Origin of the sequence: Streptomyces sp. NPDC047049 (assembly GCF_040643995.1) — a bacterium.
Taxonomy (GTDB): domain Bacteria; phylum Actinomycetota; class Actinomycetes; order Streptomycetales; family Streptomycetaceae; genus Streptomyces; species Streptomyces mooreae.
This window is the reverse complement of record NZ_JBEYVM010000006.1, coordinates 314,852-339,913: the sequence shown is the minus strand read 5'-3', so window position 1 is coordinate 339,913 and position 25,062 is coordinate 314,852. Positions and strand designations below refer to the sequence as shown.

Annotated in this window: 21 protein-coding genes and 1 tRNA gene; 5 read left to right on the top strand and 17 right to left on the bottom strand. The window is 72.4% G+C overall.

Annotated features, from left to right (window positions below):
- Positions 1 to 45: 45 nt before the first annotated feature.
- The 10 genes from hpnE to ABZ851_RS17835 form a co-directional block, all read right to left on the bottom strand.
- On the bottom strand, positions 46 to 1,488 hold the full coding sequence (gene hpnE / locus ABZ851_RS17880) for a hydroxysqualene dehydroxylase HpnE (protein WP_361128262.1): 1,443 nt from the start codon (positions 1,486 to 1,488) through the stop codon (positions 46 to 48).
- 115 nt (positions 1,489 to 1,603) lie between these two features.
- Complete coding sequence (gene hpnD / locus ABZ851_RS17875; protein ID WP_361128141.1) at positions 1,604 to 2,545, bottom strand: presqualene diphosphate synthase HpnD; 942 nt, start codon at positions 2,543 to 2,545, stop codon at positions 1,604 to 1,606.
- A gap of 8 nt (positions 2,546 to 2,553) precedes the next feature.
- Positions 2,554 to 3,420, bottom strand: coding sequence for a squalene synthase HpnC (gene hpnC, locus ABZ851_RS17870; RefSeq protein ID WP_088801058.1), 867 nt, complete (start codon positions 3,418 to 3,420; stop codon positions 2,554 to 2,556).
- 450 nt (positions 3,421 to 3,870) lie between these two features.
- Complete coding sequence (locus ABZ851_RS17865) at positions 3,871 to 4,674, bottom strand: ABC transporter ATP-binding protein (RefSeq protein WP_361128137.1); 804 nt, start codon at positions 4,672 to 4,674, stop codon at positions 3,871 to 3,873.
- Complete coding sequence (locus tag ABZ851_RS17860) at positions 4,667 to 5,596, bottom strand: ABC transporter permease (protein ID WP_361128134.1); 930 nt, start codon at positions 5,594 to 5,596, stop codon at positions 4,667 to 4,669. The genes ABZ851_RS17865 and ABZ851_RS17860 overlap by 8 nt, the downstream gene beginning before the upstream one ends.
- Positions 5,597 to 5,674: 78 nt before the next feature.
- A complete protein-coding gene (locus tag ABZ851_RS17855; protein ID WP_361128259.1) occupies positions 5,675 to 6,547 on the bottom strand; it encodes a glycosyltransferase in 873 nt (290 codons plus the stop codon).
- A 23-nt stretch (positions 6,548 to 6,570) separates the two neighbouring features.
- Positions 6,571 to 7,350 carry a CDP-alcohol phosphatidyltransferase family protein gene (locus ABZ851_RS17850; protein ID WP_361128131.1) on the bottom strand — a complete coding sequence of 260 codons (780 nt, stop codon included), beginning with the start codon at positions 7,348 to 7,350 and terminating at the stop codon, positions 6,571 to 6,573.
- Entirely contained in the window at positions 7,328 to 8,389 is a 1,062-nt protein-coding gene (locus ABZ851_RS17845; RefSeq protein ID WP_088801053.1) for an iron-containing alcohol dehydrogenase family protein, read from the bottom strand. The genes ABZ851_RS17850 and ABZ851_RS17845 overlap by 23 nt, the downstream gene beginning before the upstream one ends.
- Positions 8,377 to 9,114, bottom strand: coding sequence for a phosphocholine cytidylyltransferase family protein (locus ABZ851_RS17840; RefSeq protein ID WP_069570960.1), 738 nt, complete (start codon positions 9,112 to 9,114; stop codon positions 8,377 to 8,379). Before ABZ851_RS17840 ends, ABZ851_RS17845 begins: the two co-directional genes overlap by 13 nt.
- The gene (locus ABZ851_RS17835) at positions 9,111 to 10,916 is read right to left on the bottom strand and encodes a DUF5941 domain-containing protein (RefSeq protein WP_361128256.1); all 1,806 of its coding nucleotides are present in this window, start codon (positions 10,914 to 10,916) and stop codon (positions 9,111 to 9,113) included. The genes ABZ851_RS17840 and ABZ851_RS17835 overlap by 4 nt, the downstream gene beginning before the upstream one ends.
- 558 nt (positions 10,917 to 11,474) lie before the next feature.
- Between ABZ851_RS17835 and idi the strand changes: the two genes are divergently transcribed.
- Positions 11,475 to 12,086, top strand: a complete 612-nt coding sequence (gene idi / locus ABZ851_RS17830) for an isopentenyl-diphosphate Delta-isomerase (RefSeq protein ID WP_361128126.1) — start codon at positions 11,475 to 11,477, stop codon at positions 12,084 to 12,086.
- Here idi and ABZ851_RS17825 read toward each other — a convergent pair.
- From ABZ851_RS17825 to ABZ851_RS17815, 3 genes are all read right to left on the bottom strand, one after another.
- Entirely contained in the window at positions 12,061 to 12,552 is a 492-nt protein-coding gene (locus ABZ851_RS17825; RefSeq protein WP_361128253.1) for an ATP-binding protein, read from the bottom strand. The genes idi and ABZ851_RS17825 overlap by 26 nt on opposite strands.
- A 251-nt stretch (positions 12,553 to 12,803) precedes the next feature.
- Positions 12,804 to 12,877, bottom strand: a tRNA-Met gene (locus tag ABZ851_RS17820).
- A gap of 119 nt (positions 12,878 to 12,996) precedes the next feature.
- Complete coding sequence (locus ABZ851_RS17815; RefSeq protein WP_361128123.1) at positions 12,997 to 14,670, bottom strand: ABC-F family ATP-binding cassette domain-containing protein; 1,674 nt, start codon at positions 14,668 to 14,670, stop codon at positions 12,997 to 12,999.
- A 54-nt stretch (positions 14,671 to 14,724) separates the two neighbouring features.
- Here ABZ851_RS17815 and ABZ851_RS17810 point away from each other — a divergent pair, with 54 nt between their 5' ends.
- On the top strand, positions 14,725 to 15,495 hold the full coding sequence (locus ABZ851_RS17810) for an enoyl-CoA hydratase-related protein (RefSeq protein ID WP_361128120.1): 771 nt from the start codon (positions 14,725 to 14,727) through the stop codon (positions 15,493 to 15,495).
- A gap of 63 nt (positions 15,496 to 15,558) precedes the next feature.
- Here the strand turns inward: ABZ851_RS17810 and ABZ851_RS17805 are convergent, their stop codons facing one another.
- The gene (locus ABZ851_RS17805) at positions 15,559 to 16,203 is read right to left on the bottom strand and encodes a DJ-1/PfpI family protein (RefSeq protein ID WP_361128117.1); all 645 of its coding nucleotides are present in this window, start codon (positions 16,201 to 16,203) and stop codon (positions 15,559 to 15,561) included.
- Between the two features lie 152 nt (positions 16,204 to 16,355).
- Positions 16,356 to 17,327 carry a GlxA family transcriptional regulator gene (locus tag ABZ851_RS17800; RefSeq protein ID WP_361128114.1) on the bottom strand — a complete coding sequence of 324 codons (972 nt, stop codon included), beginning with the start codon at positions 17,325 to 17,327 and terminating at the stop codon, positions 16,356 to 16,358.
- Between the two features lie 143 nt (positions 17,328 to 17,470).
- Between ABZ851_RS17800 and ABZ851_RS17795 the strand changes: the two genes are divergently transcribed.
- Positions 17,471 to 18,340 (top strand): hypothetical protein, encoded by an 870-nt coding sequence (locus ABZ851_RS17795; RefSeq protein ID WP_361128111.1) that lies wholly within the window; start codon positions 17,471 to 17,473, stop codon positions 18,338 to 18,340.
- A gap of 165 nt (positions 18,341 to 18,505) precedes the next feature.
- Entirely contained in the window at positions 18,506 to 20,974 is a 2,469-nt protein-coding gene (locus ABZ851_RS17790) for a Tex family protein (RefSeq protein ID WP_361128108.1), read from the top strand.
- Positions 20,975 to 21,070: 96 nt separating this feature from the next.
- On the opposite strand, the gene ABZ851_RS17785 is transcribed toward ABZ851_RS17790, so the two are convergent.
- Positions 21,071 to 21,979 carry a chlorophyllase gene (locus ABZ851_RS17785; protein ID WP_361128250.1) on the bottom strand — a complete coding sequence of 303 codons (909 nt, stop codon included), beginning with the start codon at positions 21,977 to 21,979 and terminating at the stop codon, positions 21,071 to 21,073.
- A gap of 244 nt (positions 21,980 to 22,223) precedes the next feature.
- On the opposite strand from ABZ851_RS17785, the gene ABZ851_RS17780 reads away from it, so the two are divergent.
- Positions 22,224 to 22,820, top strand: coding sequence for a TetR/AcrR family transcriptional regulator (locus ABZ851_RS17780; RefSeq protein ID WP_361128105.1), 597 nt, complete (start codon positions 22,224 to 22,226; stop codon positions 22,818 to 22,820).
- 187 nt (positions 22,821 to 23,007) lie between these two features.
- Here ABZ851_RS17780 and ABZ851_RS17775 read toward each other — a convergent pair whose 3' ends face one another.
- On the bottom strand, positions 23,008 to 25,017 hold the full coding sequence (locus ABZ851_RS17775) for an FUSC family protein (RefSeq protein WP_361128102.1): 2,010 nt from the start codon (positions 25,015 to 25,017) through the stop codon (positions 23,008 to 23,010).
- Positions 25,018 to 25,062: the final 45 nt, after the last annotated feature.

Sequence of the window (25,062 nt, the reverse complement as noted above, 5' to 3'; positions counted from 1 at the left end):
CTCTGTTTCCGGTGCTCGTGCTCGTGGGAGCGCTCGTACTCGTAGTCATGCCGCCTCCTGAGGCAACTGGCCCTGGGGGAAGCCGAGTTCGGTGAGTGCCTCGCGAGCGGCGGCAGTGCCGCTGCGAACAGCGCTTTCCATGGTCGCGGGCCACCCGGTGGCGGTCCACGCACCGGCCAGGTACAGGCCGGGGGCTTGGGTGCGGGCGGCGGGGCGGAGCCTGCCGACGCCCGGCGCGGGCGCAAAGGTCGCGGTGCGCTCGCGGGTGACGAAGAAGTCGTGGATCCTGGCGCCGCGGGCGGCGGGCAGCAGCCGCTCCAGCTCGGGCAGATAGCGGGCGCGGAGCTTGGCGACCGGCTGGTCGATCTCCTCCTGCGCCGCGGACTGCGAGACCGCCAGGTACTGGCTGCGCTCCTGGCCGGGCAGGCCCGTCAGCCCGGAGGTGTCGCTGCGGTCGAAGACCCACTGGACCGGGGAGCCGACCGCGGCGAAGAAGGGGCGGCGCAGCACCTTGCGGTCGTAGACGACATGGAGGTTGAGGATGGGGGCGGTGCCGATGTCCAGCAGCCGGTCCTTGCCGTCCAGTGCCGCGTCGGGCAGCAGGGCGTGTGCCTCGCGCTGGGGTACGGCGAGGACGACGGTGTCCGCGGTCAGCTGCTCGCGCTCGTGCGGCCCCTTCTCCACCGTGACCTGCCAGCCGTCGTCGCGGCGTACGACGGCCCCGGCGCGGGTGCGCAGGGCGATGCGGACGCCGGCCTTCTCCAGGGCCGTGCGGGCGAGGTCGTCGTGGACGTCGCCGAGCGGGACCCGGGCCCAGCCGATGTCCGCGGCACCGGGGGCGGACAGCAGTCCGGTCTTGAAGACCTTGGCGGCCAGGCCGGTCGAGGCGTCCTCGGCACGGGCGTTGAGGGTCGCGATGCCGACCAGGTCCCACAGCGCCTCGACGGCGCGGGCGGACTGGCCGTGGCGGCGCAGCCAGCTGCCGAAATCCTGCCGGTCCAGGGCGGGGTCGGTCGGGTCGAGGCCCTTCAGCGCGAGGGTGGCGCGGACGACCCCGGCGCGTTCGGCGGGAGAGAGGTGCGGGTAGCCGGCCAGGCTCCCGGCGAGGTGCAGCGGTACGGGCAGCGCTGTGCGGCGCAGCCGACCGAGCCGCATCCGGTCCGCGTCGAGGACGGGTACGTCCATCCGGTCCTGCAGGGGTACCAGGTGCGTGGCGCCGAGCCGTTCGAGCAGCCGGCTGTAGGCGGTGCAGCAGCGCAGGAAGACATGCTGGCCGTTGTCGACGGTCAGCTCGCCGACGCCGGACTCGCGGCGGAAGGAGAAGACCAGCCCGCCGAGACGGGGGCGGCCCTCGACAAGGGTGACCCGCAGGCCCGCGTCGGCCAGCGCGAGCGCGGCGGTCGTGCCCGCGAGCCCGCCGCCGATCACCACCGCCGCCGCCCCTTCGGGACGGCCGGACGGCAGGTCGTGCCGCCGGCCGGGCCGCATGGCTCCCGATGTCATGTGCTCTCCCCCCGTACTGCTGTGAGGGACGCAGCCACCCCCGGGAGGGTTGCCCGCCGCACTGACGCGGGATCACCGCTGTCGTTCGCCGCCCGGCGCATCATCCGCGCCTCCGTACGGACTCCCGGCGGCCGATCGCCCGCGCGTCGAGCCCGGAGAGCCCGCGCACCGCGACGAAGGCCTTCTCGCGGCCGGGCAGGGAGACCCGGCCGCGCAGCACCGCCTCGGGGTCGGCGGCGATCCGGGTCAGCAGCCGGTGGTAGATGCCGGCCATCGCGGCCACGCAGGCGCCGCTGCGCCGGTCGAGCATCGGCAGCAGCCTGAAGCCCTCGGCGAACAGCGCGCGGGCACGTTGCACCTCGAAGTGCACCAGGCCGCTGAAGTCGGAGCCGGGCGGCGGCACGGGCCCCTCGAAGCCCGCCGCACAGCCGAACTTGGCAAGGTCCTCGGCGGGGAGGTACGTACGGCCGTTCCCGGCGTCCTCGCGAACATCCCGCAGAATGTTGGTGAGTTGCAGGGCCAGGCCGAGGGTGTCGGCGTACTCGAAGGCGCGCTCGGCGTCCGGCGCGCCCGGTACGGTGCCGAACACGCCCAGCGAGAGCCGGCCGATCGCGCCGGCGACACAGCGGCAGTACCCCCGCAGCTCGTCCCAGGTCTCGTAGGTCTCGCCGCGCACGTCCATCAGCACGCCGTCGATCAGCTCGTCGAGACCGTCCAGCGGCAGCGGGAAGCGGCGGGCGGCGTCGGCCAGCGCGACGGCCACCGGGTCGGTGTCGTCCTCGTCGATCCGGCCGTCCTTGATGCGTGCCAGCACCGCCCGGGTGTCCTCCAGGCGGCGTTGCTTGGCGGCGGGTTCCAGGGTGCCGTCGCCGATGTCGTCGACCCGGCGGGAGAAGGCGTAGAGCGCCGACATGGCCTGCCGCTTGTCGGCCGGCAGCAGCCGGATGCCGTAGGCGAAGTTCCGTGCCTGCTGCCCGGTGACGGCCTCGCAGTAGCGGTACGCAGCGAGCACCGGCGCGGACGCGTGTGCGGTTGCCTCCACGGTCCGACTCACCCCTCTCTTCGCAATGTCGCCCCTACCTCGCGCAGCAGGCTGAGCTTGGTCGGCTTGGGCGGTCCAGGGAGTACGTCGTAATCGGCGGCCGCGACCGCCTGGAGTGCAGCGCGTCCGCCGGCCACGAAACCGGCCAGCAGCAGCTTGAGTCTGCCGTGGACGCTACCCACCAGCGGGGTGCCCTCACGCAGCAGCTCACGGGCGCGTTCGGCCTCGTAAGCGATCAGCGCGCGCACCGATGCGCCCCCGCTCGGCGCGGCCAGATCGGCCTCGTCGACACCGAAGCGCTTCCTGTCCTCGGCCGGCAGGTAGATGCGGTCGCGCCCCAGGTCCTCGGCCACGTCCTGGATGTGCTCGACGATCTGGAGGGCGGTGCAGACCGCGTCGGAGTGGCGGATGCGGGCGGGGCTCGCGGTGCCGGTGAGAGCGAGGACGAGGCGGCCGACGGGGTTGGCGGACAGCTCGCAGTAGGCGGCCAGATCGCCGTAGGTGGCGTAGCGGCTCACCCGCTGGTCCTGCCGGTTGGCCTCGATGAGATCGAGGAAGGGCCCGGGGGTCAGCCCGCAGCGGCGGACGGTCGGGCCGAGGCGGCGCAGCAGCGGATGCCCGGGGCCGGGGGCGCGGTCGCTGAAGACGCGGCGCAGGTCCGCTTCGAGGGCGTCCAGCAGCGCGGGCCGGTCGTCGTACTGTGCGCGGTCGAGCCCGAGGAGTACGGCATCGCCGCCGCCGGGCGCGAGATCGCCGTCACCGATGTCGTCGACGAGCCGGGCGAAGCCGTAGACGGCCATCAGATCGGTCCGCCAGGCACGGGGCAGGAAGAACGGCGCGACGGGGAAGTTCTCGTGTGCGGCCTGATCGAGCACGGTGCGCGTCTGCTCCCGTCCCTCACCTGCCGCCCCCCTTCGGAGGAAGGCGCGACGCGCCTGCTCGTTGTCTCGGCTCACCGGGGGCTGCCCGGCGCATTTCGGTGCCGGAGCGAACCAGTAGCCATTGCCGTCACGTCTCCCGTTCTACACCGCCAAGACAAAACATCCTATTTCGGACACGCCGCAGTCGACGCCGCGCCCTGATCGAGCCCGCATCACCCGCTTGGGCGAGCATTGCCCGACATATCCCACTTGTGCCGTTCGGCACCCGTACAGCTTACGCCGTACATCTCGCCCGCGTCCGAGGGGGTACCGCAGCCCGGGGCAACCATCCCGCCGATATCCACTACGCCCGAACTGTTCCAGGTGTCAATGGAGTTGACCTTCTCCTCACGCTCGAAGGCCCCCGCGAGGCGGACTCACGGAGGCCTTCGGGTGCGGGACGGACTATTTGCCCGTCTCCTTTTCGTACGCCTTGATGACCTCGTCCGTGGGGCCGTCCATCAGCAGCTCGCCACGCTCCAGCCAAAGGGTCCGGTCGCAGGTGTCGCGGATGGACTTGTTGTTGTGGCTGACGAGGAAGACGGTGCCGGCTTCCTTGCGCAGTTCGCGGATGCGGGCCTCGGAGCGCTTCTGGAAGCTGCGGTCGCCGGTGGCCAGGGCCTCGTCGATCATCAGGACGTCGTGGTCCTTGGCCGCGGCGATGGAGAATCGCAGGCGGGCGGCCATGCCGGAGGAGTAGGTGCGCATCGGCAGCGAGATGAAGTCGCCCTTCTCGTTGATGCCGGAGAAGTCGACGATGCCGTCGTAGCGCTCGCGGACCTGTTCGCGGCTCATGCCCATGGCCAGGCCGCCCAGCAGGACGTTCTTCTCGCCGGTCAGGTCGTTCATCAGGGCCGCGTTGACGCCCAGCAGCGAGGGCTGGCCGTGCGTGTAGACCTTGCCGCGCTCGGCGGGCAGCAGGCCGGCGACCGCCTTGAGCAGCGTCGACTTGCCCGAACCGTTGGAGCCGATCAGGCCGATCGACTCGCCCCGGTAGGCGGTGAAGGAGACGCCCTTGACCGCGTGCACCTCGCGCACTCCCGTGGAGGGCTTGCGGCGCACGATGCGGTTCAGCGCCGCGGTGGCGCTGCCCTTGCCCGCGCCGGTGCCGTAGACGCGGTAGACGATGTGCAGATCGTCCGCGATCACCGTGGGGACGCGGGCCCCGGCGGCCTCGGTCGGCTCGATGCCGTGCTTCTGTTCAGCCACGTCCGTACCGCTCCTCAGCCTTCCAGAAGTACACAAAGCCGATCACGCCCATCAGCAGCGCCCAGCCGCCGGCGAACGCCCACACATGGGGCGGCAGCTTCGCGGCGGTGAAGCTGTCGATCAGCGCGAAACGCATCAGGTCGATGTAGACGGCGGCCGGGTTGGCATTGAGCAGGACCTCCACGAAGGCGGGGACGTGCTTGCCCTTGAGGATCAGGTCGATGCTGAACATCACGCCGGACGCGTACATCCAGGTCCGCATGATGAAGGGCATCAGCTGCGCCAGGTCCGGGGTCTTCGCCCCCATCCGCGCCATGACCATCGCCAGGCCGGTGTTGAAAATGAACTGCAGCGTCAGCGCCGGGAAGGCCAGCAGCCACGACCAGGTCGGGACCTGTCCGAAGCCGAGCAGGATGATCACCAGCACGCCCATGGAGAACAGCAGCTGCTGCAGCTGCATCAGGCAGAACGAGATCGGCAGACAGGCCCGCGGGAAGTGCAGCGCCCGCACCAGACCGAGGTTGCCGGAGATCGCCCGCGTACCGGCCATCACCGAGCTCTGCGTGAAGGTGAAGATGAAGACACCGGTCACCAGGAACGGGACGAAGTCGGGGACGCCCCGGCTCGTGCCGATCAGTACACCGAAGATCAAGTAGTACACGAGGGCGTTCAGCAGCGGCGTGGCCACCTGCCAGACCTGGCCCAGCTTGGCCTGGCTGTACTGCGCCGTCAGCTTGGCGCTGGCGAACGCGGAGATGAAATGCCGCCGGTCCCACAGCTGCCGGACGTACTCCGGCAGCGAGGGACGGGCCCCGCTCTGCGAGAGCCCGTACTTCTGGGCCCGCTGGGCAGGGGTGAGCCCCTCATCGGAAGATGGCGGGGCACTCATGGCGACCGCACCGTCGTGCGTGGTCTCGCTCACAGTTGACACTTTCGTCCTCAAGGTGCGCTGCCGGGGCCACGCCCCGGTTCGCGCCTGATGCTCTCAGAGATGAGCTTGTCAGATGACGGGAGGGCGGCCCAGTCGGGTCAGTCGCCAAACGGTAGCCCACTTCATGGGGCGCCTGGGACCGCTCGGGGTCGCCCAGCCCTCCTTGAAGCCGCCCAGCCAGGCCCGCAGCGCCGGCCGCGAGGGCCGGCGGGCGAGGGTGAGCAGAAACCAGACACCGAGATAGACCGGAACCAGCAGGGCGGGAAGGTTGCGCCGGGCCAGCCACACCCGGTTACGGGCCACCATCCGGTGGTAGACGGCATGCCGGGCCGGTGCCGTCGTCGGATGGAAGAGCACCATGTCCGACCGGTAGGCGATCTGCCAGCCGGCGTCCAGCGCCCGCCAGGCCAGATCGGTCTCCTCGTGGGCGTAGAAGAAGTCGTCGGGCAGCCCGCCGACCTCCTCGAACACCTGCGTACGGACCGCGTTGGCACCGCCGAGGAAGGTGGTGACCCGCGACGAGCGCAGGGGGTCCGAGGCCCGCAGCCGCGGCACATGGCGGCGCTGGGTCTCCCCCGTGTCCGGGTCGGCGATCCGGAAGCTGATGATCCCGAGCTCGGGGTCGGCGGCGAAGGCCTCCCGGCACAGCTCGGCGGTGTCCTCCCTGGCCAGCAGCCCGTCGTCGTCCAGGAAGAGCAGGACGTCGACCTCGTTGCCGCCGGGGCCGAACGCCTCGATGCCGACATTGCGGCCGGCCGGGATGCCGACGTTCTCCGGCAGCTCGACGGTCCGTACGCCCTCGGGAAGCTCGGGCAGCGGCGAACCGTTGCCCACGACCGCGATCTCGATCGGGTCGCCCTCCTGCTTGGCGACCGAGTCCAGCAGCGCGCGCAGTTCCTCGGGGCGGTTGCCCATGGTCAGGACAACCGCACCGAGCTTCATGCTCCTACCCACACCGGCTCCCGTCACTTGAGCCTGCTGGAGGCGAGGATGGACACGAGGTGCAGCAGGGTCTGCAGGAGCGCGATGCCCGCCAGCACGGCGACGCCGAGCCGCGAGAAGAACAGATCGCCCCTGACCGTGTCCAGGACCGCCAGGGCCAGGATCAGCAGGGAGGCCTCGACCCCGAGGACCAGGCGGTGGAACTTCAGCGCCGCGGCCGCCTTGCGGGCCAGCGCCATACCGGACGAGCGCGGCTCGGACGCCGTCTCCTTGACCGGCGGAAGACCGCCCTGGTGACGGGCGACACCGACGAGGTCGGTCTCGGCCTTGATCAGGATGGCGCCGAGCGCGGCGAGGGTGCCGAGGAAGGCCCAGAGCCAGTCGATCCGGCCCGAGCCCCACAGGTCGGCGGCGCGCAGGCCGAAGCCGACGAGCACCGCCGCGTCGCACAGGTAGGCGCCGACCCGGTCCAGGTACACCCCGCCCAGGGAGAACTGCTTCTTCCAGCGGGCGACCTCGCCGTCGACACAGTCGAGCAGCAGGTAGAGCTGGACCATCAGCACGCCGAGCAGGGCCCCCGGGATCCCCGGCACCAGCAAGGCGGGTGCGGCGAGGACGCCGGCCACGGTCATCACGTAGGTCAGCTGGTTGGGGGTGATCCGCGTGTTCACCAGGTGGCGGTCGATGCGCAGCGAGAGCTCGCGCATGTAGAGCCGGCCGGCCCAGTGCTCGCCGCTCCGCCGGTCCTTCACCCCCGGGGGGTGAACGACCGGCCGGAGCTCAGCTACCGATGGCTTGTGCATAGTCGGCGTAGGCGTCCCTGATCTGGTCGGTGGACAGGTCGAGGTGTTCGAGGATGGTGTAGCGCCCGGGGCGGGTCTTGGGTGCGTACTCGACGGCCGCGACGAATTCCTCGTCCGTGAAACCGATCTCGCCCGGCGTGGCCGGCAGGCCGTGCCGGCGCAGCACCTCGACCATCAGGTCACGGGTCTCCTTGTCCCCGCGCAGGTGCGTGGCGAAGGCGGCGGCGAGGCCGCACTGCTCGCCGTGGCTCGCGGCGCGCTTGGGGTAGAGGATGTCGAGCGCGTGGTTGATCTCGTGGCAGGCGCCGGACGCCGGACGGCTGTCACCGGCCACCGACATCGAAATGCCGGTCAGGACCAGGCCCTCGGCCAGCACCTGGAGGAAGGCGTCGTCGCCGACCCCACCGGGGTGCCGGAGCACGGCCTCGCCGGCCTGGCGTGCCATGGCGGCGGCCAGTCCGTCGATCGCCTCGCCGGTCTCGCGGTGCGAGAGCTCCCAGTCCGCGACCGCGGAGATGTTGGAGATCGCGTCGCCGATGCCGGAGCGGACGAACCGGACCGGGGCCTCCCGGATGATGTCGAGGTCGATCACCACGGCGATCGGGTTCGGCACACCGTAGGAACCGCGGCCCGCGTCGTTGTCGAGGGTGGCGACCGGCGAGCACAGGCCGTCGTGCGACAGGTTCGTCGCCACGGCGACCAGCGGCAGGCCGATGCGGGCAGCGGCGAACTTGGCGCAGTCGATGATCTTGCCGCCGCCGAGGCCCACGACCGCGTCGTAGTGCCCCTTCTTCATGGCGTCGGCGAGCTTGATCGCTTCGTCCAGGGTGCCGCCGCCGACCTCGTACCACTCGGCGCCGGGCAGCGCGGGGGACAGCCGCTCGCGCAGCCGTGCCCCCGAGCCGCCGCTGATCGCGATGGCGAGCTTGCCCGACGCGGAGATGCGCTGATCGGCCAGCAGGCCCGCCAGGTCGTCCAGGGCGCCGGCGTTGATGTCAACGACGACCGGGGACGGAATGAGGCGGGTCAGTACTGGCATGCGATGTCACGGCCCTTCGCCAGGTCGTCGTGGTTGTCGATCTCGACCCACTTGACGTCGCCGATCGGGGCCACGTCCACCTTGAAGCCGCGGTTGACGAGCTCCTGGTAGCCGTCCTCGTAGTAGAGGTCGGGGTCCCGCTCGAAGGTGGTCTTCAGGGCGTCGGCCAGCTCGTCGGCGGCCTCGCCCTCGATGAGGGTGACGCCGATGTACTCACCGGTCGCCTCGGCCGGGTCCATCAGCTTGGTGATCTTCTGGACGCCCTTGGCGGGGTCCACGACGACCTTCATCTCCTCGTCGGCGAGCTGCTTGACGGTGTCCAGCGCGAGGATGATCTTCTGGCCGTTGCCGCGGGCGGCGAGCAGGGTCTTCTCGACGGAGACCGGGTGCACGGTGTCGCCGTTGGCGAGGATCACGGTGTGCTTGATCGAGTCACGACCGCACCACAGGGAGTAGGCGTTGTTCCACTCCTCGGCCTTGTCGTTGTCGATGAGGGTGAGCTTGAGGCCGTACTTCTGCTCCAGGGCCTCCTTGCGCTCGTAGACGGCTTCCTTGCGGTAGCCGACGATGATCGCGACCTCGGTCAGGCCGATCTCGGCGAAGTTGCCGAGGGTCAGGTCGAGGATGGTGGTGTCCCCGTCGACCGGCACCAGGGCCTTGGGCAGAGTGTCGGTGTAGGGGCGCAGACGCCGTCCGGCGCCGGCAGCCAGCACGAGGCCGATCATGCGGGTTCTCCTTCATCGTGTACGGCGGGTGCTTGGGAGGACACCCAGAAACGGATGCTCTCGATGAGCACCAGCAGCGCCAGGACCACAGCAAGGGCCGTCAGCGCGATTGTGAAACCTGAGGGGGACAGAGCGGCGGCGAGGACGGTGATCACGAGGATCCGTCCCTCATGTCCGCCGGTCGCCCGGACGAGCCACCGCGGCGGGGCTCCGGTGCCACCGCGGATGCGGTAGACCGTGTCGTAGTGATGGTAGGCGACCGCCGCGACCAGCCCGAACGCCGCGGGCAGCGCTCCGGGGACGTCCGCACGGGCGGCCAGGACCAGAATCGTGACGTATTCGCCGGCCCGGAAGAACGGCGGAACGAGCCAGTCGAGGGCGCCCTTGAGCGGCCGTGCCACGGCGGCACCGGCCAGCAGCGCGGAGCAGGCGGCGACGCCGACGGTCAGCCAGGACATGGGGTCGTCCTGGAAGATCACCCAGACCAGCAGCACGGCGGCTGAGAGAAACGCCATGACCGGCGCCAGGAAGGAACCGGTACGGCCCCGGCCGCGGCCACGGCCGGCGATCAGCTCGGCGAGCGGCCCGGAGTCGGCGAGATCGGCCAGCGCCTGGGCGGCGCGGTCGGTGCGGCGGGCCCGGCGGGTCAGCGAGCGCAGCACCCGGCCTGCCGTGGTGTAGCAGGCGGCCAGCGCACAGCCGATGAGCAGGGCGTAGAAGACGATGCGCGGGGTGGTGAGCGCGGTGAGCACCGCGATCATGGCCCAGCGCTCACCGATCGGCAGCACGATCATGCGGCGCACCCAGACCGTCCAGCCGACGCTGTCGAGCTTGTCGGAGAGCGCGGCGGTGGGGCTGGTGTTGGCCGTCGCGTCGTGGTTCGCCTCGTTGAAGGAGAAGTCGACGACATGGCGGCAGGTCTGCAGCACCATCGCGCCCAGCGCCAGCGCCCATACGTCGTCGCCCGCGCGGGCCGCGCCCAGCGCCAGGCCCGCGTAGTACGCGTACTCCTTGGCCCGGTCGAAGGTGGCGTCCAGCCAGGCGCCCATCGTCGAGTACTGCAGGGAGTAGCGGGCGAGCTGCCCGTCGGTGCAGTCCAGGACGAAGGAGAAGAGGAGCAGCAGTCCGGCCGCAACGAAGCCGCCGCGGGTTCCGGTGGCCGCGCAGCCGGCCGCGATCAGCGCGGTCAGCAGGGACGCGGTGGTGACCTGGTTGGGGGTGAGCCCGCGGCGCGCGCACCAGCGGGCCAGGTAGCGGGAGTACGGGCTGATGCAGTAGGTGGTGAAGAACCCGTCACGGGACTTCACGGCGGTGCGCAGCCGTACGGCCTCGTCGTCGACGGCGGCGACGGCTTCCCGGGCGTCCTCGCGCTGTGCCGGGGTGAGCGCGACGGTGGCGACCAGGCTGCCGAGCTCCACGCGGTGCAGCCCGCTCACCTCGCGGTCGAGGGATTCGGTGAGCGTGTCGGTGAGGACGTCCGTGAGGTGGGCGGTGCCGGCGCCGACCGGGATCCGGCCGACCGCGCGGGCCAGCGCGGCGCGCGCCTCGGGCTGCGCGGTGAGCGCGCCCGGCACCGCCGCGGCGGGGAAGCGGGGGTCGGTCAGTGCGAGCCGCAGGGCGTGCAGATGGCCGACGAAACGGGGGTCGACGACGGCGACCCGCTCCTGGGCGGGCACCGCGGCGACCAGCTCGGCGGCGGATGCGGCATCGTCCGCGATACGAACGTCAAAGCCCAGCGTGCGCAGGTCGGCTTCGAGCGGCGACCCGGCGACCGGCGGACCGGTGAGGATGGCGGTCGACAGTCGAACTCACTCCTTGGATGCTGACAAGGCAGCACGGACGGTTCGTGATCGATCCGCATTCGATACGAACTACCCGGGCAGCGGGCGTGGCACACCTGGCGCCCGGTGGGCTGGGGTGGCACGTCGGCAGAGGCTATCGGATCGCCGGATGCGGCCGTTCACCGCGCATTCACCGCTCGATCGAGTGACCGACGGCTGCGCCTGCCGCGATCATCATGGTGGATCAAGTGGCCCATGAACAACTGGCCCGCGGACCTGGCATTCTCTCCGGTGCCGGATATGAGCGGGCTGGTCACGGGGCGGGCGGGTTGTGCCGGGGCCGGTGTGGCGAGAGCCATCCCAGGTCCGGGGGCGGTCGGCGACCGGCGCCGCCGTCACCGGGACGCGCACGCCGTCCGTATCGGCGGCGAAGGGCGCAGCGGCGGGGTGTGGACCATCTCACGGCCGGGCGCGCAGAAGGAGCGGCGCGCTGGCATGTGGCGCCGCGCACCCGCTCTGCCGGTGATGCGGACCCGGCTAGGGCAGACTTGGCGTCGAAGACCGACGACAAGGATGGGCATGCCGATCACACCTGCCAACGGACAGACCGCCGGGGACCCGGCGGTGAGCACACCGGGCGGCGCCGCCGAACCGATCATGCTGGAGCTGGTCGACGAGGACGGTACGACGATCGGCACCGCGGAAAAGCTCGCGGCCCACCAGGCTCCCGGGCAGTTGCACCGGGCGTTCTCCGTCTTCCTCTTCGACGAGAAGGGGCGGCTGCTGCTGCAGCGCAGGGCGCTGGGGAAGTACCACTCCCCCGGTGTGTGGTCCAACACCTGCTGCGGCCACCCGTATCCCGGTGAGGCACCGTTCGTGGCCGCGGCCCGGCGGACCTCGGAGGAGCTGGGCCTGGCGCCCGCCCTGCTGGCGGAGGCGGGCACCGTGCGTTACAACCACCCCGACCCGGCCTCCGGCCTCGTCGAGCAGGAGTACAACCACCTGTTCGTCGGGCTGGTGCGGGCCGAGCCGGCGCCCGACCCCGAGGAGATCGGCGAGATCGCGTTCGTGACGCCGGAGGAGCTGGCCGAGCGGCATGCCCAGGTGCCGTTCTCCGCCTGGTTCATGACCGTGCTGGACGCGGCGCGGCCGGCGGTGCGCGAGCTCACAGGAGGGTCGGCGGGCTGGTAGCGAGCGGGGTCAGCGGCAGCTCGGCCCAGATGGCCTTGCCGCCGTTCCTCGTGTTCTCGACATCGCATTTGCCGCCCGCCTCCGCGGTGAGCGTCTTGACGAGCCACAGGCCGCGGCCGCCGACGTCACCCTGTTCCGCCTCCAGTGCCTTGGGGCGGTAGGGGTGGCTGTCCTCGACCGCGACCCGTAGCCAGTTCGCCCCGATGGTGACCTGGACGGCGATCTGGGGCGAGAGCAGGGCGGCATGCCGGACGGCGTTGGTGACGAGTTCGGAGACGATGAGCAACAGGCCGTCCATGATCTCGGCGGCCACGGGAACACGCTGTTCGGCGAGCAGATCCCGGACCGCGTGGCGTGCCTGCGGCACCGAAGACTCCAGTGCCGGGGCGATGAACCGCCAGACACCTTCGTACGCGAGCGGGGAGGTCAGCTCTTCGGGGGGTTCTGCAGGGGGTCCGGAAGGCATCCTCACAGGAAGAGTGTTGAGAACGCGTTGGTCCGGACCGGCCAGCTGAACACAAGTCAGCGCTTATCGACGCCTTATGGCCGATTGCGAATGAGGCGATCGGCCCGGCGACCGATCCTGTTGCTTTTATGGGTTGTTCGCGGACTTACCGGAGGTGACCCCCGTACGATCCGCGCCCCGGGACGACGCATCCGGAACGCACAGCGCGGCGGGACCGATGCCTGGGCATCGGTCCCGCCGCGCTGTTTCAGTAGCGGGGACAGGATTTGAACCTGCGACCTCTGGGTTATGAGCCCAGCGAGCTACCGAGCTGCTCCACCCCGCGTCGGTGAACACCACCTTACGGGTCGGCCGCCTCAGGACCAAATCGATAATCATCGCGGGTGCCGCGGGCCCGCCGGCGCCGGATCACCGACCGCATCGCACGGTGATCCGCCCGCGCCCTCAGACCGCCCGGTCGGTGACCCGTCCGCCGTCGACCTCGATACGGCGGGTGGTGTGCACCGCTTCGAGCATCCGGCGGTCGTGCGTGACCAGCAGCAGGGTGCCGGGGTACGAGGCGAGCGCGGACTCCAGCTGCTCGATGGCCGGCAGATCGAGGTGGTTGGTCGGCTCGTCCAGGACGAGGAGATTGACCCCGCGGCCCTGGAGGAGGGCCAGCGCGGCGCGGGTCCGCTCCCCCGGTGACAGGGTGCGCGCGGGGCGCAGCACATGCGCCGCCTTCAGCCCGAACTTCGCCAGCAACGTACGGACATCGGCGGGCGCAAGGTCGGGGACACAGGCACGGAAGGCGTCCATCAGCGGCTGGTCGCCCAGCCTCTGGTCGCCCGGCCCGGGTGCGCCGAAGAGCAGGCCGCGCGCCTGGTCGACCTCACCGACCACCACGCCGGGGCCCAGGGCGGCGTGCCCCGTCTCCAGCGGGAGCCGGCCGAGCAGGGCGGCGAGCAGGGTCGACTTGCCGGAGCCGTTGGGGCCGGTGATGGCGACCCGGTCCGCCCAGTCGATCTGCAGGTCCACCGGGCCGAAGCGGAAGTCGCCGCGCCGCAGGCCGGCGCCGCGCAGGGTGGCCACGACCGCGCCGGCCCGGGGCGCGGCGGCGATCTCCATCCGCAGCTCCCACTCCTTGCGCGGTTCCTCGACCACCTCCAGCCGCTCGATCAGGCGCTGGGTCTGCTTGGCCTTGGCGGCCTGCTTCTCGGTGGCCTCCACCCGGGCCTTGCGGCCGATCTTGTCGTTGTCGGGGGCCTTGCGGCGGGCGTTCTTGACGCCCTTCTCCATCCAGTTGCGCTGGGTGTGCGCCCGGGTCTCCAGGGAGGCCTTGGTGTCGGCGTACTCCTCGTACTGCTCCCGCGCATGACGCCGGGCCCGTTCGCGCTCCTCCAGGTAGGAGGTGTAGCCACCGCCGTAGGTGTTGACCTGCTGCTGGGCGAGGTCGAGTTCGACGACACGGGTGACCGTGCGGGTCAGGAACTCGCGGTCGTGGCTGACCAGGACGGTGCCGGCGCGCAGCCCCGTGACGAAGGACTCCAGCCGGTGCAGACCGTCCAGGTCGAGGTCATTGGTCGGCTCGTCCAGCAGGAAGATGTCGTAACGGGAGAGCAGCAGCGAGGCGAGCGAGGCGCGGGCGGCCTGGCCGCCGGAGAGCGTGGTCATCGGCTGGTCGAGGCTGACGGACAGCCCGAGCTGTCCGGCGGTTTCCCCGGCGCGCTCGTCGAGGTCGGCCGCGCCCAGCGCGAGCCAGCGCTCCAGGGCCGTGGCGTAGGCGTCGTCCGCGCCGGGCCGCTCGTCGACCAGCGCCTGGGTGGCGGTGTCCAGGGCGAGCTGGGCGTCGGCCACGCCCGTACGGCGGGCGAAGAAGGTGCGTACGGTCTCTCCCGGGCGGCGGTCGGGCTCCTGGGGGAGGTGGCCGACCGTGGCGGTGGGCGGGCCGAGCGAGAGCGTGCCGTCCTCCGGGGTGTCCAGGCCGGCCAGCAGGCGCAGCAGCGTGGACTTGCCCGCGCCGTTGGCGCCGACGAGGCCGACCACATCGCCGGGGGCGACGACCAGATCGAGGCCGGAGAACAGGACGCGCTCGCCGTGGCCGGCGGCGAGGTCTTTGGCGACAAGGGTTGCTGACATCAGGCCGCCGATCGTATCGGCCCGGTCCGCCACGGTCGCTCTAATATCCGGAGCATGGAACCCGGTCTGAAGACGCATGTCAGCGACGGCACAGCGACCGTCACCATCAGCAATACCGGCAAGCGGAATGCCATGACCGTGCAGATGTGGCGGGACCTGCCGCCGCTGCTGGAGCGGCTGACGGCCGACCGTGCGGTCCGGTCGCTGGTGCTGACCGGCGAGGGCACGACGTTCTGCGCGGGCGCCGACATTGGGTCGCTGCGGGATCCGGCGGGCGAGTCGCAGGGCCTGGCGGCGGCGGCCGAGGAGGCGCTGGCGGCGTTCCCGGGGCCGACACTGGCGGCGATACGCGGCTACTGCGTGGGCGGCGGCACCCAGTTGGCGGCTGCCTGCGATCTGCGGTTCGCGGAGGAGGGCGCGCTGTTCGGGGTGACGCCGGCCAAGCTGGCGGTCGCCTATCCGGCGGCCGCCACCCGGCGGCTGGTCCGGCTGACCGGGCTGTCCACGGCCAAATACCTGTTGTTCTCGGGTGAGTTGATCGACTGCGCACGGGCGCTGCGGACGGGCCTGGTGGACGAGGTGCTGCCCGAGGGCGCACTGGACAAGCGGGTGGCGGAGTTCTCGGCCGTCCTGGCGAGCCGGTCGCTGCTGACGCAGACCGCGGCGAAGGAGCTGGCCGACGGGACCTGGGACGTGCCGCCGGCCGAGGCCGAGGCGCGCGGCGCCCACTGGGCCGCGCAGGCGCGGGCGAGCGGCGACACCGCGGAGGGTGCCGCCGCCTTCCTGGAGCGCAGGGCGCCGCGCTTCACGTGGCCGACGGGCTGATGCCGGGGCGGGCCTCAGGCGGGCCGCTCCGGGGCGGGCCGGCACGGCTCGTGGGACGGCTGCTCACTCCTTCCCGGCCAGCAGGAACCGGCTGCGCTCCCGCAGCATCGCGGTGATCTCGGCCGGTGCCTTGTCCGGGGAGCCCGCGTCGTAGGGCGGCTGCGGGTCGTACTCGATGCCGAGCTGGATCGCCTGGGCCGCGGCGTCCCCGGCGATCCGGCCCGCCAGCGTCAGCCCCATGTCGAGGCCGGACGAGACGCCGGCCGCCGTGACGTACTTGCCGTCGAAGACCACTCGTTCCCCGGTCGGCTCGGCGCCCAGCGCCGGGAGCTGGTCCAGGGCGAGCCAGTGGGAGGTCGCCCGGCGCCCCTTGAGGAGGCCCGCGGCGGCCAGGATCAGCGAGCCGGTGCACACCGAGGTGGTCCAGGTGGTGCCGGCGTCCACGGCGCGGATCCACTCGTGCACCGGGCCGTCCGCCATCTGCGCCCGCTGCCCCGGGCCGCCGGGCACGACGAGGATGTCCGGTGCGGTGACCTCGTCCAGCGTGGCGTCGGCGACCAGCCCGAGCGAACCGAGGTCATTGCGGTGCGGGCCGGTGCGCTCGGCGACGAACACCGCCTCGGCACCCGGCAGCCGGCTGAGGGTTTCGTAGGGGCCGACGGCGTCCAGTGTGGTGAAGCCGTCGAAGAGAAGGATCGCGAGCTGCATGGCGCTTCCTGTCGGTAGATCGGTAGGTCGGTACGTCGGTAGGTCGGTACGTCGGTAGGTCAATACGCCGGTAGGGCAGTACGCCGGTAGCGGTAGGTCGGTAGCGGTCGAGGTGGTGCCCGGCCCGGTGGAGCCCTTGCGGCCGGCCGGGATCAGGGCGCGGCGACGGGTGGTCCGGCGGTCCGGAAGCGGCGGCGGTATTCGGCCGGAGAGGCGCCCAGGACGCGCAGGAAGGCGCGGCGCATCGCCTCGGGGGTGCCGTAGCCACAGCACCGCGCCACCTGCTCGATGCCGTCGGCGGAGTCCTCCAGATGCCGCCGCGCGGCCTCCAGCCGGACCCGGTCGACATAGCGCCCCGGCGTCATGCCCACCTCGTCGCGGAAGGCACGGGCGAAGTGCCGCGGGGAGAGGCGGGCGCGCTGGGCGAGGGCGTCGACGGAGAGGTCCCCCGCCGGGTTCTCGGTGATCCACTGCTGGACGTCGCGCAGTGGTCTGCGCTGTGCGGTCTGCGCGGCGAGCTGGGCGCTGAACTGGGTCTGGTTGCCGGGCCGCCGCAGGAACACGACCAGATGGCGGGCGACGGTCAGCGCGAGGTCCCGGCCGAGATCTTCCTCCACCAGGGCCAGCGCGAGGTCGATACCGGCCGTCACGCCCGCGGAGGTGGCCAGATCGCCGTCCCGTACGTAGATCGGCTCGGGTTCGACGCGCACCGCGGGGAACCGTTCGGCGAGGGTGTCGCAGAGCATCCAGTGGGTCGTCGCGCGGCGGCCGTCCAGCAGCCCGGCCTCGGCCAGCAGCAGCGCTCCGCTGCACACCGAGACCTTCCGCCGGGCGCGGTGGGCGTTGCCGCGCAGCCAGTCGATCAGCCGGGGGTCGGGGGTGCGGGTGCCCTGGCCGCCGGGCACCAGCAGGGTGTGCGGCGGCCCGGCGGCGCCGAGGGTGGTGTCGGGGACCAGGGTCAGCCCGCTGGTGGTGCGGACCGGGGTGCCGTCGAGGCCGGCGGTGCGGATCCGGTAGGCGCCCGGGGTTTCCAGGGTCGCTCCGTGGAAGACCTCGACCGGTCCGGAGACGTCGAGAGCCTGCACACCGTCGAAGAGGACGACGAGTACCTCGCGCTGTTCCATGCCTCCATCCTGGGCAGCGGGAGCGGAGGCAGCAATGACGGATTTCCCACCCTTTCTGCCATCGCACGGTCCGGCAACGGCCGGTGGCTCCCCTCCGGTGCCCTGCACGCACCTCCATGCCGACCGGTCGGTAACCTGCCCGTATGACCACTTCCAGCGCACTGCCCGAGCAGGCCGGCCGTACCTGCCACAACGTCGTCAACCCGTTCCACTCCACGCACTACTTCGCGCCGGAGCTCGCCGCGGAGATGGCCCGGGCCGGCATCGAGAACCGCAGCGCCGCCTACTTCGCCTGCCGCGCGGCGGCCATGGGCGCGGTGGGCCCCGGCACTATCACGGCCACCTTCTACAACTTCAAGCACGACCTCATCGCCGAGCACGTCCCGGACGTCTGGACGGTGACCACGCCGCAGGCCGTGCTGGACGCCCGGCTGCGCGCCGTGGACGCCACGCTCCGCCGGCTCCTGGGCCCGGAGGCCGTCGAGTCGCCGGAGATGGCCGAGGCCGCGCACCTGGCGCTGCGCGCCGTCGAGGGCTGCACCCGCCAGGCCCGGCCGCTGTACGCCGCGCACGCCGACCAGCCGGTGCCCAGCGCCCCGCACCTGGCCTACTGGCACGCCGCGACGCTGCTGCGCGAACACCGCGGCGACGGCCACCTGCTGGCGCTGCTCGACGCCGAACTGGACGGGCTGGAAGCGCTGGTCACCCACACCGCCAGCGGCCGCGGGATGAGCTACAAGGGCGTCATGGCGACCCGAGGCTGGTCGGAGGAGGACTGGGCGGCGGCACAGGAGCGGCTGCGGGCCCGTGGCCTGCTGGACGCCGAGGGCGAGTTGACCGAGGACGGGGGCCGGCTGCGCAAGGACCTGGAGCGGACGACGGACCGGCTGGACCGGGCGCCGTACGAGCACCTGGGCGCCGACGGAGTGGCCCGGCTCACCGAGCTGGCGACCGGTTTCACCACCGCCGCCATGAACGCCGGGGCGTTCCCCGCCGCGCTGTTCGGCAAGTGAGGCCTGCGTAGCGCCACGGGCCTCCGTGCCCGCCCGCGGGCGGGCACGGAGGCGGGCACGGGAGCCGCGCGGACACCCCCGGGCGGCCGGGCGGTGCGACAGTCCGGGCCGCCAACCGGCACAATGCAGGCTCACGCAAGCGCTGGAAGGCGGGTCAGGATCAACGTGACGGCATCCACTGAGCCCATCGGGACCCTCGGGTCCATCGAAGCGAGGATCGCCGGGGAGCTCGGCGTCAAGGAGCGGCAGGTGAAGGCTGCGGTCGAACTGCTCGACGGCGGCTCGACGGTTCCGTTCATCGCGCGCTACCGCAAGGAAGCCACCGAAACCCTCGACGACGCGCAGCTGCGCTCGCTCGAGGAGCGGCTGCGCTATCTGCGGGAGCTGGAGGAGCGGCGGACCGCGATCCTGGAGTCCGTACGGTCCCAGGGCAAGCTCGACGCCGCCCTGGAGGCGCAGATCCGCGGCGCCGAGTCCAAGGCGCGGCTGGAGGACATCTACCTCCCGTTCAAGCCCAAGCGGCGCACCAAGGCGCAGATCGCGCGGGAGGCTGGCCTGGAACCGCTCGCCGACGGGCTGCTCGCCGATCCTTCGGTGGAACCGTCCGCGGCCGCCGCGCCGTTCGTGGACGACGGCAAGGGCGTCGCCGATCCGGCCGCCGCCCTGGAGGGCGCGCGGGCCATCCTGACCGAGCGGTTCGGCGAGGACGCGGACCTGATCGGCGAGCTGCGCGAGCGGATGTGGTCGCGCGGGCGGGTCGCGGCGAAGGTGCGCGAGGGCAAGGAGGAGGCGGGCGCGAAGTTCGCCGACTACTTCGACTTCGCCGAGCCGTTCACCGAGCTTCCCTCGCACCGGGTGCTGGCGATGCTCCGCGGGGAGAAGGAGGAGATCCTCGATCTCCAGCTGGAGCCGGAGGACCCGTCGGCGGCGACCGAGGGCCCCAGCTCCTACGAGCAGTCCATCGCGCACCGCTTCGGCATCGCCGACCGGGGCCGGCCGGCCGACAAATGGCTGCAGGACACGGTCCGTTGGGCCTGGCGCACCCGGGTGCAGGTGCACCTCGGGATCGATCTGCGGCTGCGGCTGCGGCAGGCCGCCGAGGACGAGGCGGTGCGGGTCTTCGCCTCGAACCTGCGCGATCTGCTGCTGGCGGCGCCCGCCGGTACGCGCGCCACGATGGGCCTGGACCCCGGTTTCCGCACCGGTGTGAAGGTCGCCGTGGTGGACGCGACCGGCAAGGTGGCCGCCACGGAGACCATCTACCCCCATGTGCCGCAGCAGAAGTGGGACGCCTCACTGGCCACGCTGGCGAAGCTGGCCCGCGAGCACGACGTCGAGCTGATCGCGATCGGCAATGGCACCGCCTCCCGCGAGACCGACAAGCTGGCGGCCGATCTGATCGCCGCGCAGCCGGAGCTGAAGCTGACGAAGGTGATGGTCTCCGAGGCCGGCGCCTCGGTGTACTCCGCCTCCGCGTTCGCCTCGCAGGAGCTGCCGGACCTGGACGTCTCGCTGCGCGGCGCGGTGTCCATCGCCCGCCGGCTGCAGGACCCGCTGGCCGAGCTGGTCAAGATCGACCCGAAGTCGATCGGCGTCGGGCAGTACCAGCACGACCTGTCCGAGGTGAAGCTGTCGCGCTCGCTCGACGCGGTCGTCGAGGACTGTGTGAACGGCGTCGGCGTGGACGTCAACACGGCCTCGGCGCCGCTGCTTTCGCGGGTGTCGGGCATCGGCTCCGGGCTCGCCGAGAACATCGTGGCGCACCGGGACAGCAACGGCCCGTTCCGCTCCCGCAAGGCCCTCAAGGACGTGGCGCGGCTCGGCCCCAAGGCGTACGAGCAGTGCGCGGGCTTCCTGCGGATCCGGGGCGGCGACGACCCGCTGGACGCCTCCAGCGTGCACCCGGAGGCGTACCCGGTGGTGCGCCGGATGGTGAAGTCGGCGGGCAGCGAGGTCGGTTCGTTGATCGGCAACACGGCGGTGCTGCGCACACTGAAGGCCGCGGACTTCGTCGACGACTCCTTCGGCCTGCCGACGGTGAGCGACATCCTGCAGGAGCTGGAGAAGCCGGGCCGTGACCCCCGTCCGGTCTTCAAGACGGCGACCTTCAAGGAGGGCGTGGAGAAGATCGGCGATCTGCAGCCGGGGATGCTCCTGGAGGGCGTGGTGACCAATGTCGCCGCCTTCGGGGCGTTCGTGGACGTGGGCGTCCACCAGGACGGTCTGGTGCATGTCTCGGCGATGTCGAAGACCTTCGTCAAGGACCCGCGGGACGTGGTGAAGCCGGGCGACATCGTGCGGGTCAAGGTGCTCGATGTCGACATTCCGCGGAAGCGGATCTCGCTGACGCTGCGGCTGGACGACGAGCACGACAAGGGCGCCGCGGCGGCCGGCGGCGGCGAGCGCCGGGGCGGCTCGGGCGGTTCCGGCGGTGGCCGGGGACCGCGTGAGGGCGGCGGCCGGGGAGCGCGTGAGGGCGGTGGCCGCAGCGGTGCGCCGCGCCAGCGGCAGGGCGGCGGCGGGCAGCGCGGCGGCGACCGCCGGGGCGGCCGCGACGCCGGGCCGGCCAATGACGCGATGGCCGATGCCCTGCGGCGGGCCGGACTCCTGGGCACGGAGCGCGGAGGCCGCTGACGGGCCACGGCTGCGACCGGCGGCGGCGGGACAGGCGTCCGTCCCGCTGCCGCCGGTACGGCTGGGGTGCGCAGGTGCCGCAGACGGCCTGCCGGCCTACTTGGATTCGATCCGTCCGACGGGGTGGGGGCCGCTCGCCGACGCCTCGCGTGCGGTCTGCCAGGTGCGGTCGCCGGGGTGGAGCGCGGTGCGGAGGTAGGCCGCGGTGAGCCGCCCGACGGCGGCCACCCGCTCGGGGCTCTCGTCCGTGGTCTCGGCGGCGTCGTACCCGGGGATCCCGCCGAGTGCGTGCCCCGCGCCGAACAGGGTGAGCAGAGACTTGGGGCCGGGACTCAGGGTGTAGGGGTCGGCGTGCCAGTCCGGCCCCCGGTCCGTGAAGTGCGGGGAGTCGTCCGCGTCGCCGGCGACGACCAGCGCGGGCGTGGTCATCGTGGAGAAGTCGGTGGTCCGCAGGACGGGCAGCGCCTGCGCCATGGGCCCGTTGAGGACGTCGCCCCGGCCGGGCGCGGCCAGCAGCACGCCCGCCTTGATCCGGGGCTCGATGAGGCTCGCTTCCTCGCCGTCGGCGGGGTCGGTGACCCGGGCGCCAAGCAGGAGGCCGGCGGTGAAGCCGCCGAAGGAGTGTCCGGCCACCGCGACCTTGGTGTGGTCGATCCGCCCGGCGAGCAGCGGTACGGCCTTTTCGATCACGTCGAGCCGGTCGAGGAGGTGCGTCATGTCCTCGGGGCGCGAGCGCCAGAAGAAGGGTGCTCCGGGGACGTCGGCGAGCAGGTGGCTCAGCGTCCTGGAGCTGAGATGGGTGGGCTGGACGACCACGAACCCCTGTGCCGCCCAGAAGTTGACGAGCGGCGCGTAGCCGTTCAGCGAGGAGAGGTGGTTCGAGGGCCCGTGACCGTGCGAGAACAGGATGACGGGAAGTCCCGTTCCGCTCGCGGGTGCGGTGACGCGGACCTGCATGTCCACGGGGCGTCCGGGAACGGACAGCACCACCGGGCTGAAGGACAGGACCGGGACGGGCGCGCCCGGGGTGCCGGCGGTGACGGTGGCGGTATCAGCGGCGGTCTCGGTGGAGGCGTTCACGAGGTGTGGGTTCCCCTTCTGTGAGCCCTGCCGCCCGCCGGTCTCGTGCGGCCGGCTGCGGACAGGGCGGTAGTGCGCGTCCGGCTTCGGCTAAGATGAAACGGAACGCTGCTCCGCTTAATATCCGGATCGCTGCTCCGCTTTGTCAAGCCGTACGAGGGAGAACGTGATGCCCACCGATGGCCCCGCCGGGGAGCCACCGGCCCGCAGCAAGCGGGCCGACGCCCAGCGCAACCGGCGCACGGTGCTCAGCGCAGCCGCCGAGGTGTTCGTCACCTCCGGTGTCGACGCGCCGATCCGGCAGATCGCCGCCAGGGCGGGCGTCGGGATGGCCACGATCTACCGCCACTTCCCGACCCGGGCGGATCTCGTCACCGCGGTCTACCGCCACCAGATCGAGGCGTGCGCCGAGGCCGGCCCGGCCCTGCTGGCCGGCGCCGGTTCCCCGCTCGACGCGCTGCGCCGCTGGATCGACCTCTTCGTCGATTTCCTGGTCACCAAGCACGGGCTCGCCGACGCCCTGCAGTCCGACAGCGACCGCTTCGCCGCACTGCACACCTATTTCCTCGACCGCCTGCTGCCCGTCTGCGCCCAACTGCTCGACGCCGCGGTCGACGCCGGTGAGATCAGGCCCGGCACCCGGCCGTACGAGCTGCTGCGCGGCATCGGCAACCTCTGCGTCGGACGCGACAGCGACCCCCGCTACGACCCCCGCCGTCTGATCGAACTGCTCCTCCAGGGGCTGCAGCAGCCTCGGCCTGCCTGACGGCGGCGTGCACGGACAACGACGTGCACGGGCCATGGCGTTCGACCGGCAACGTCGTTCTCCGGCAACGACGTGCACGGGCCGCGGTGTTCACCGGCAACGACGTTCACCGGCAACGAGGTTCACGGGCGGCGGCGTGCACCGGCGACGGCGTCCACCGGTGGAACCGGCAGCGGGGTACCGCAGTTCAGGACGCCCCCGCATAGCCACGGATGCGCTCCACTTCCGCCACCACGTCCGTGAGCGTGGCGCAGTCCGGGACCGGCAGCAGATCAGGGCCCGGCAGACCACCGGCCGGCCGGCGGCGCGGGTCCTCCAGGGCGTCGGCCATCGCCGACAGCGCCTGGCACAGCCGCTCGGCCTCGGCCACGCTCGGGCGGCGGGCACCGTGGTCCAGGCGTACCGCGCAGGCGGTCGCGGCGTCCACGATGCGTTCGGCCGCGGTGACGACGGTCAGCCAGTCGGGGTTGCGGTCGCGGGCGGCGAGGAGTTCGGCCGCGGCGGTCTCCGCCGCCGCCCTGGCCTCCCCCAGCGACCGGTAGGCGGCGCGGCGCAGCGCCAGCCGCCGGGCGGGGTCCGTACCCGGTGCCGACTCCAGGACGTGCCGGAGGAATTCCTCGGTGCTGTGCAGCGCCGAGGTGACCCGGTGGCCGACCCGGCGGCGCGGGTCGGCGAGCCGTGGCAGATGCCCGACGACGAGCACGATGCCGCAGGCGATGGAGGTGTCGACGACCCGCTCGGCCGCGGCTTCCTGAGCGCCGCTGGCGTAGACGAACGACAGCACCATGAGGGTGATCGCCACGGTCTGGAGCGCGAAGTGGCGCGTGGCGAACGGCAGCAGCGCGCCACCCGCGCCCGCCACCAGCGCGGGCCACCACGAACCGGTCAGCACCAGGCCCGCCCCGGCGAAGAGCAGCACGCCCGCGACGGTCCCGGCGAAGCGGTTGACCGTACGGGAGAAGAGCGGGCCGAGGTCGGGTTTGACGAGGAAGGTGGTGGTCGCCGGGAGCCAGTACCAGTGCTCGGGGCGCAGCAGCAGGGCCACGGCGGCGCTCGCGGCGATGCAGACGGCGACCCGCATGCCGTAGTCCCGTCCGGCGGGCCCGAAGAGGCTGCGTCCGCGCCGGGTCCGCCCGCCGGCGGCAGCCACCGCCGCCCGGGCCACGGTGCCCGGCACGGTCAGCCAGGCGGGACGGCCGGCGGCGGTCGGTGCGGGCGGTTCTGGTGCCGCGGACAGCGGCTCCTGGCGGGCGAACGCGACCGCCGCGTCCAGCAGCGCCTGATCGAAGGCGCCGCGTGCGGCCGTACTGGTCTCCGGGGCGGACAGCCGGCCCGGGGACCGTCCGGTGCGCAGGGCCTCGGCGAACTTCCGGGGACTCAGCGCCACCCGGGACGGCAGCGGCCGGGCCTCCCACAGCAGTGCCACGCTGGCCTCGCACAGCGCGGTCGCCGCGGCGAACCGCTCGGTGAGCAGGAGCTCTTCGGTACGGGCGGGGCGCCGCAGCAGCCTGCTGGTGAGCCGGCGCAGCCGCAGGGCCTCGTCGGCGCGGTCCAGGGCGGCGGTGAGCCGGCGCCTGGCGGGCTCGGCGCCGGCCCCGCCGGCCGCGCCCAGGGCATCGGCGAGCGCGTCGAAGACCGTGGCGACCGCCGCCCGCTCGCCGCTGAGCGCACCGCCCGCGGGCCGGGGCGAGCGCAGGACGAGCCGCAGCAGGAGCAGCCACAGGCAGCCGGCGAGGACGAAGAGGGCCTTCGCCCAGGGCGTTCCGGGCAGCGGCATCCCGGCGCCCAGGACGGTGGTCGCCAGCATCTGCATACCGGCGTTGGAGCGCACCGGCCCGGCGACGCTGCCCGCGCCGGAGACGAAGCCGACGGCGAACAGCGCCGGAACGATCCACCAGCCCGCACCGGCCGTCTGCAGCGCGGCGCCGATCAGCATGCCGAACGCCGAGGCGAGGGCGGGCAGACCGATGTGGACCATGCCGGTGCGCCGGGTGCCGGGACGGTCGTTGACCCCCGCCAGCATGGAGCCGAGAGCGCTCAGTACGCCGGGGGCCGGGTGGCCGGTGGCGATGCCGGCACCCAGCAGCGGCCCCGCGCACAGCGCACCGCGGGCGACGGCCGCCCAGGGCACGGGCAGCCGCTGCCAGCGGAACGGGTGGGCCAGCCAGGCGGGCACGGCGCGCTGCGCGCGGAGCATGAGCCTCCTCAGACGACGGCGTACGGACGGCAAGAGCGGAATCCG

Bases quoted from the DNA above. Each gene is read 5' to 3' on its own strand.
- hpnE (WP_361128262.1), bottom strand. From the start codon at position 1,488: ATGCGGCCCGGCCGGCGGCACGACCTGCCGTCCGGCCGTCCCGAAGGG.
- ABZ851_RS17855 (WP_361128259.1), bottom strand. From the start codon at position 6,547: ATGAAGCTCGGTGCGGTTGTCCTGACCATGGGCAACCGCCCCGAGGAA.
- ABZ851_RS17850 (WP_361128131.1), bottom strand. From the start codon at position 7,350: ATGCACAAGCCATCGGTAGCTGAGCTCCGGCCGGTCGTTCACCCCCCG.
- ABZ851_RS17845 (WP_088801053.1), bottom strand. From the start codon at position 8,389: ATGCCAGTACTGACCCGCCTCATTCCGTCCCCGGTCGTCGTTGACATC.
- ABZ851_RS17840 (WP_069570960.1), bottom strand. From the start codon at position 9,114: ATGATCGGCCTCGTGCTGGCTGCCGGCGCCGGACGGCGTCTGCGCCCC.
- idi (WP_361128126.1), top strand. From the start codon at position 11,475: ATGCCGATCACACCTGCCAACGGACAGACCGCCGGGGACCCGGCGGTG.
- ABZ851_RS17825 (WP_361128253.1), bottom strand. From the start codon at position 12,552: ATGCCTTCCGGACCCCCTGCAGAACCCCCCGAAGAGCTGACCTCCCCG.
- ABZ851_RS17815 (WP_361128123.1), bottom strand. From the start codon at position 14,670: ATGTCAGCAACCCTTGTCGCCAAAGACCTCGCCGCCGGCCACGGCGAG.
- ABZ851_RS17810 (WP_361128120.1), top strand. From the start codon at position 14,725: ATGGAACCCGGTCTGAAGACGCATGTCAGCGACGGCACAGCGACCGTC.
- ABZ851_RS17805 (WP_361128117.1), bottom strand. From the start codon at position 16,203: ATGCAGCTCGCGATCCTTCTCTTCGACGGCTTCACCACACTGGACGCC.
- ABZ851_RS17800 (WP_361128114.1), bottom strand. From the start codon at position 17,327: ATGGAACAGCGCGAGGTACTCGTCGTCCTCTTCGACGGTGTGCAGGCT.
- ABZ851_RS17795 (WP_361128111.1), top strand. From the start codon at position 17,471: ATGACCACTTCCAGCGCACTGCCCGAGCAGGCCGGCCGTACCTGCCAC.
- ABZ851_RS17780 (WP_361128105.1), top strand. From the start codon at position 22,224: ATGCCCACCGATGGCCCCGCCGGGGAGCCACCGGCCCGCAGCAAGCGG.
- ABZ851_RS17775 (WP_361128102.1), bottom strand. From the start codon at position 25,017: ATGCTCCGCGCGCAGCGCGCCGTGCCCGCCTGGCTGGCCCACCCGTTC.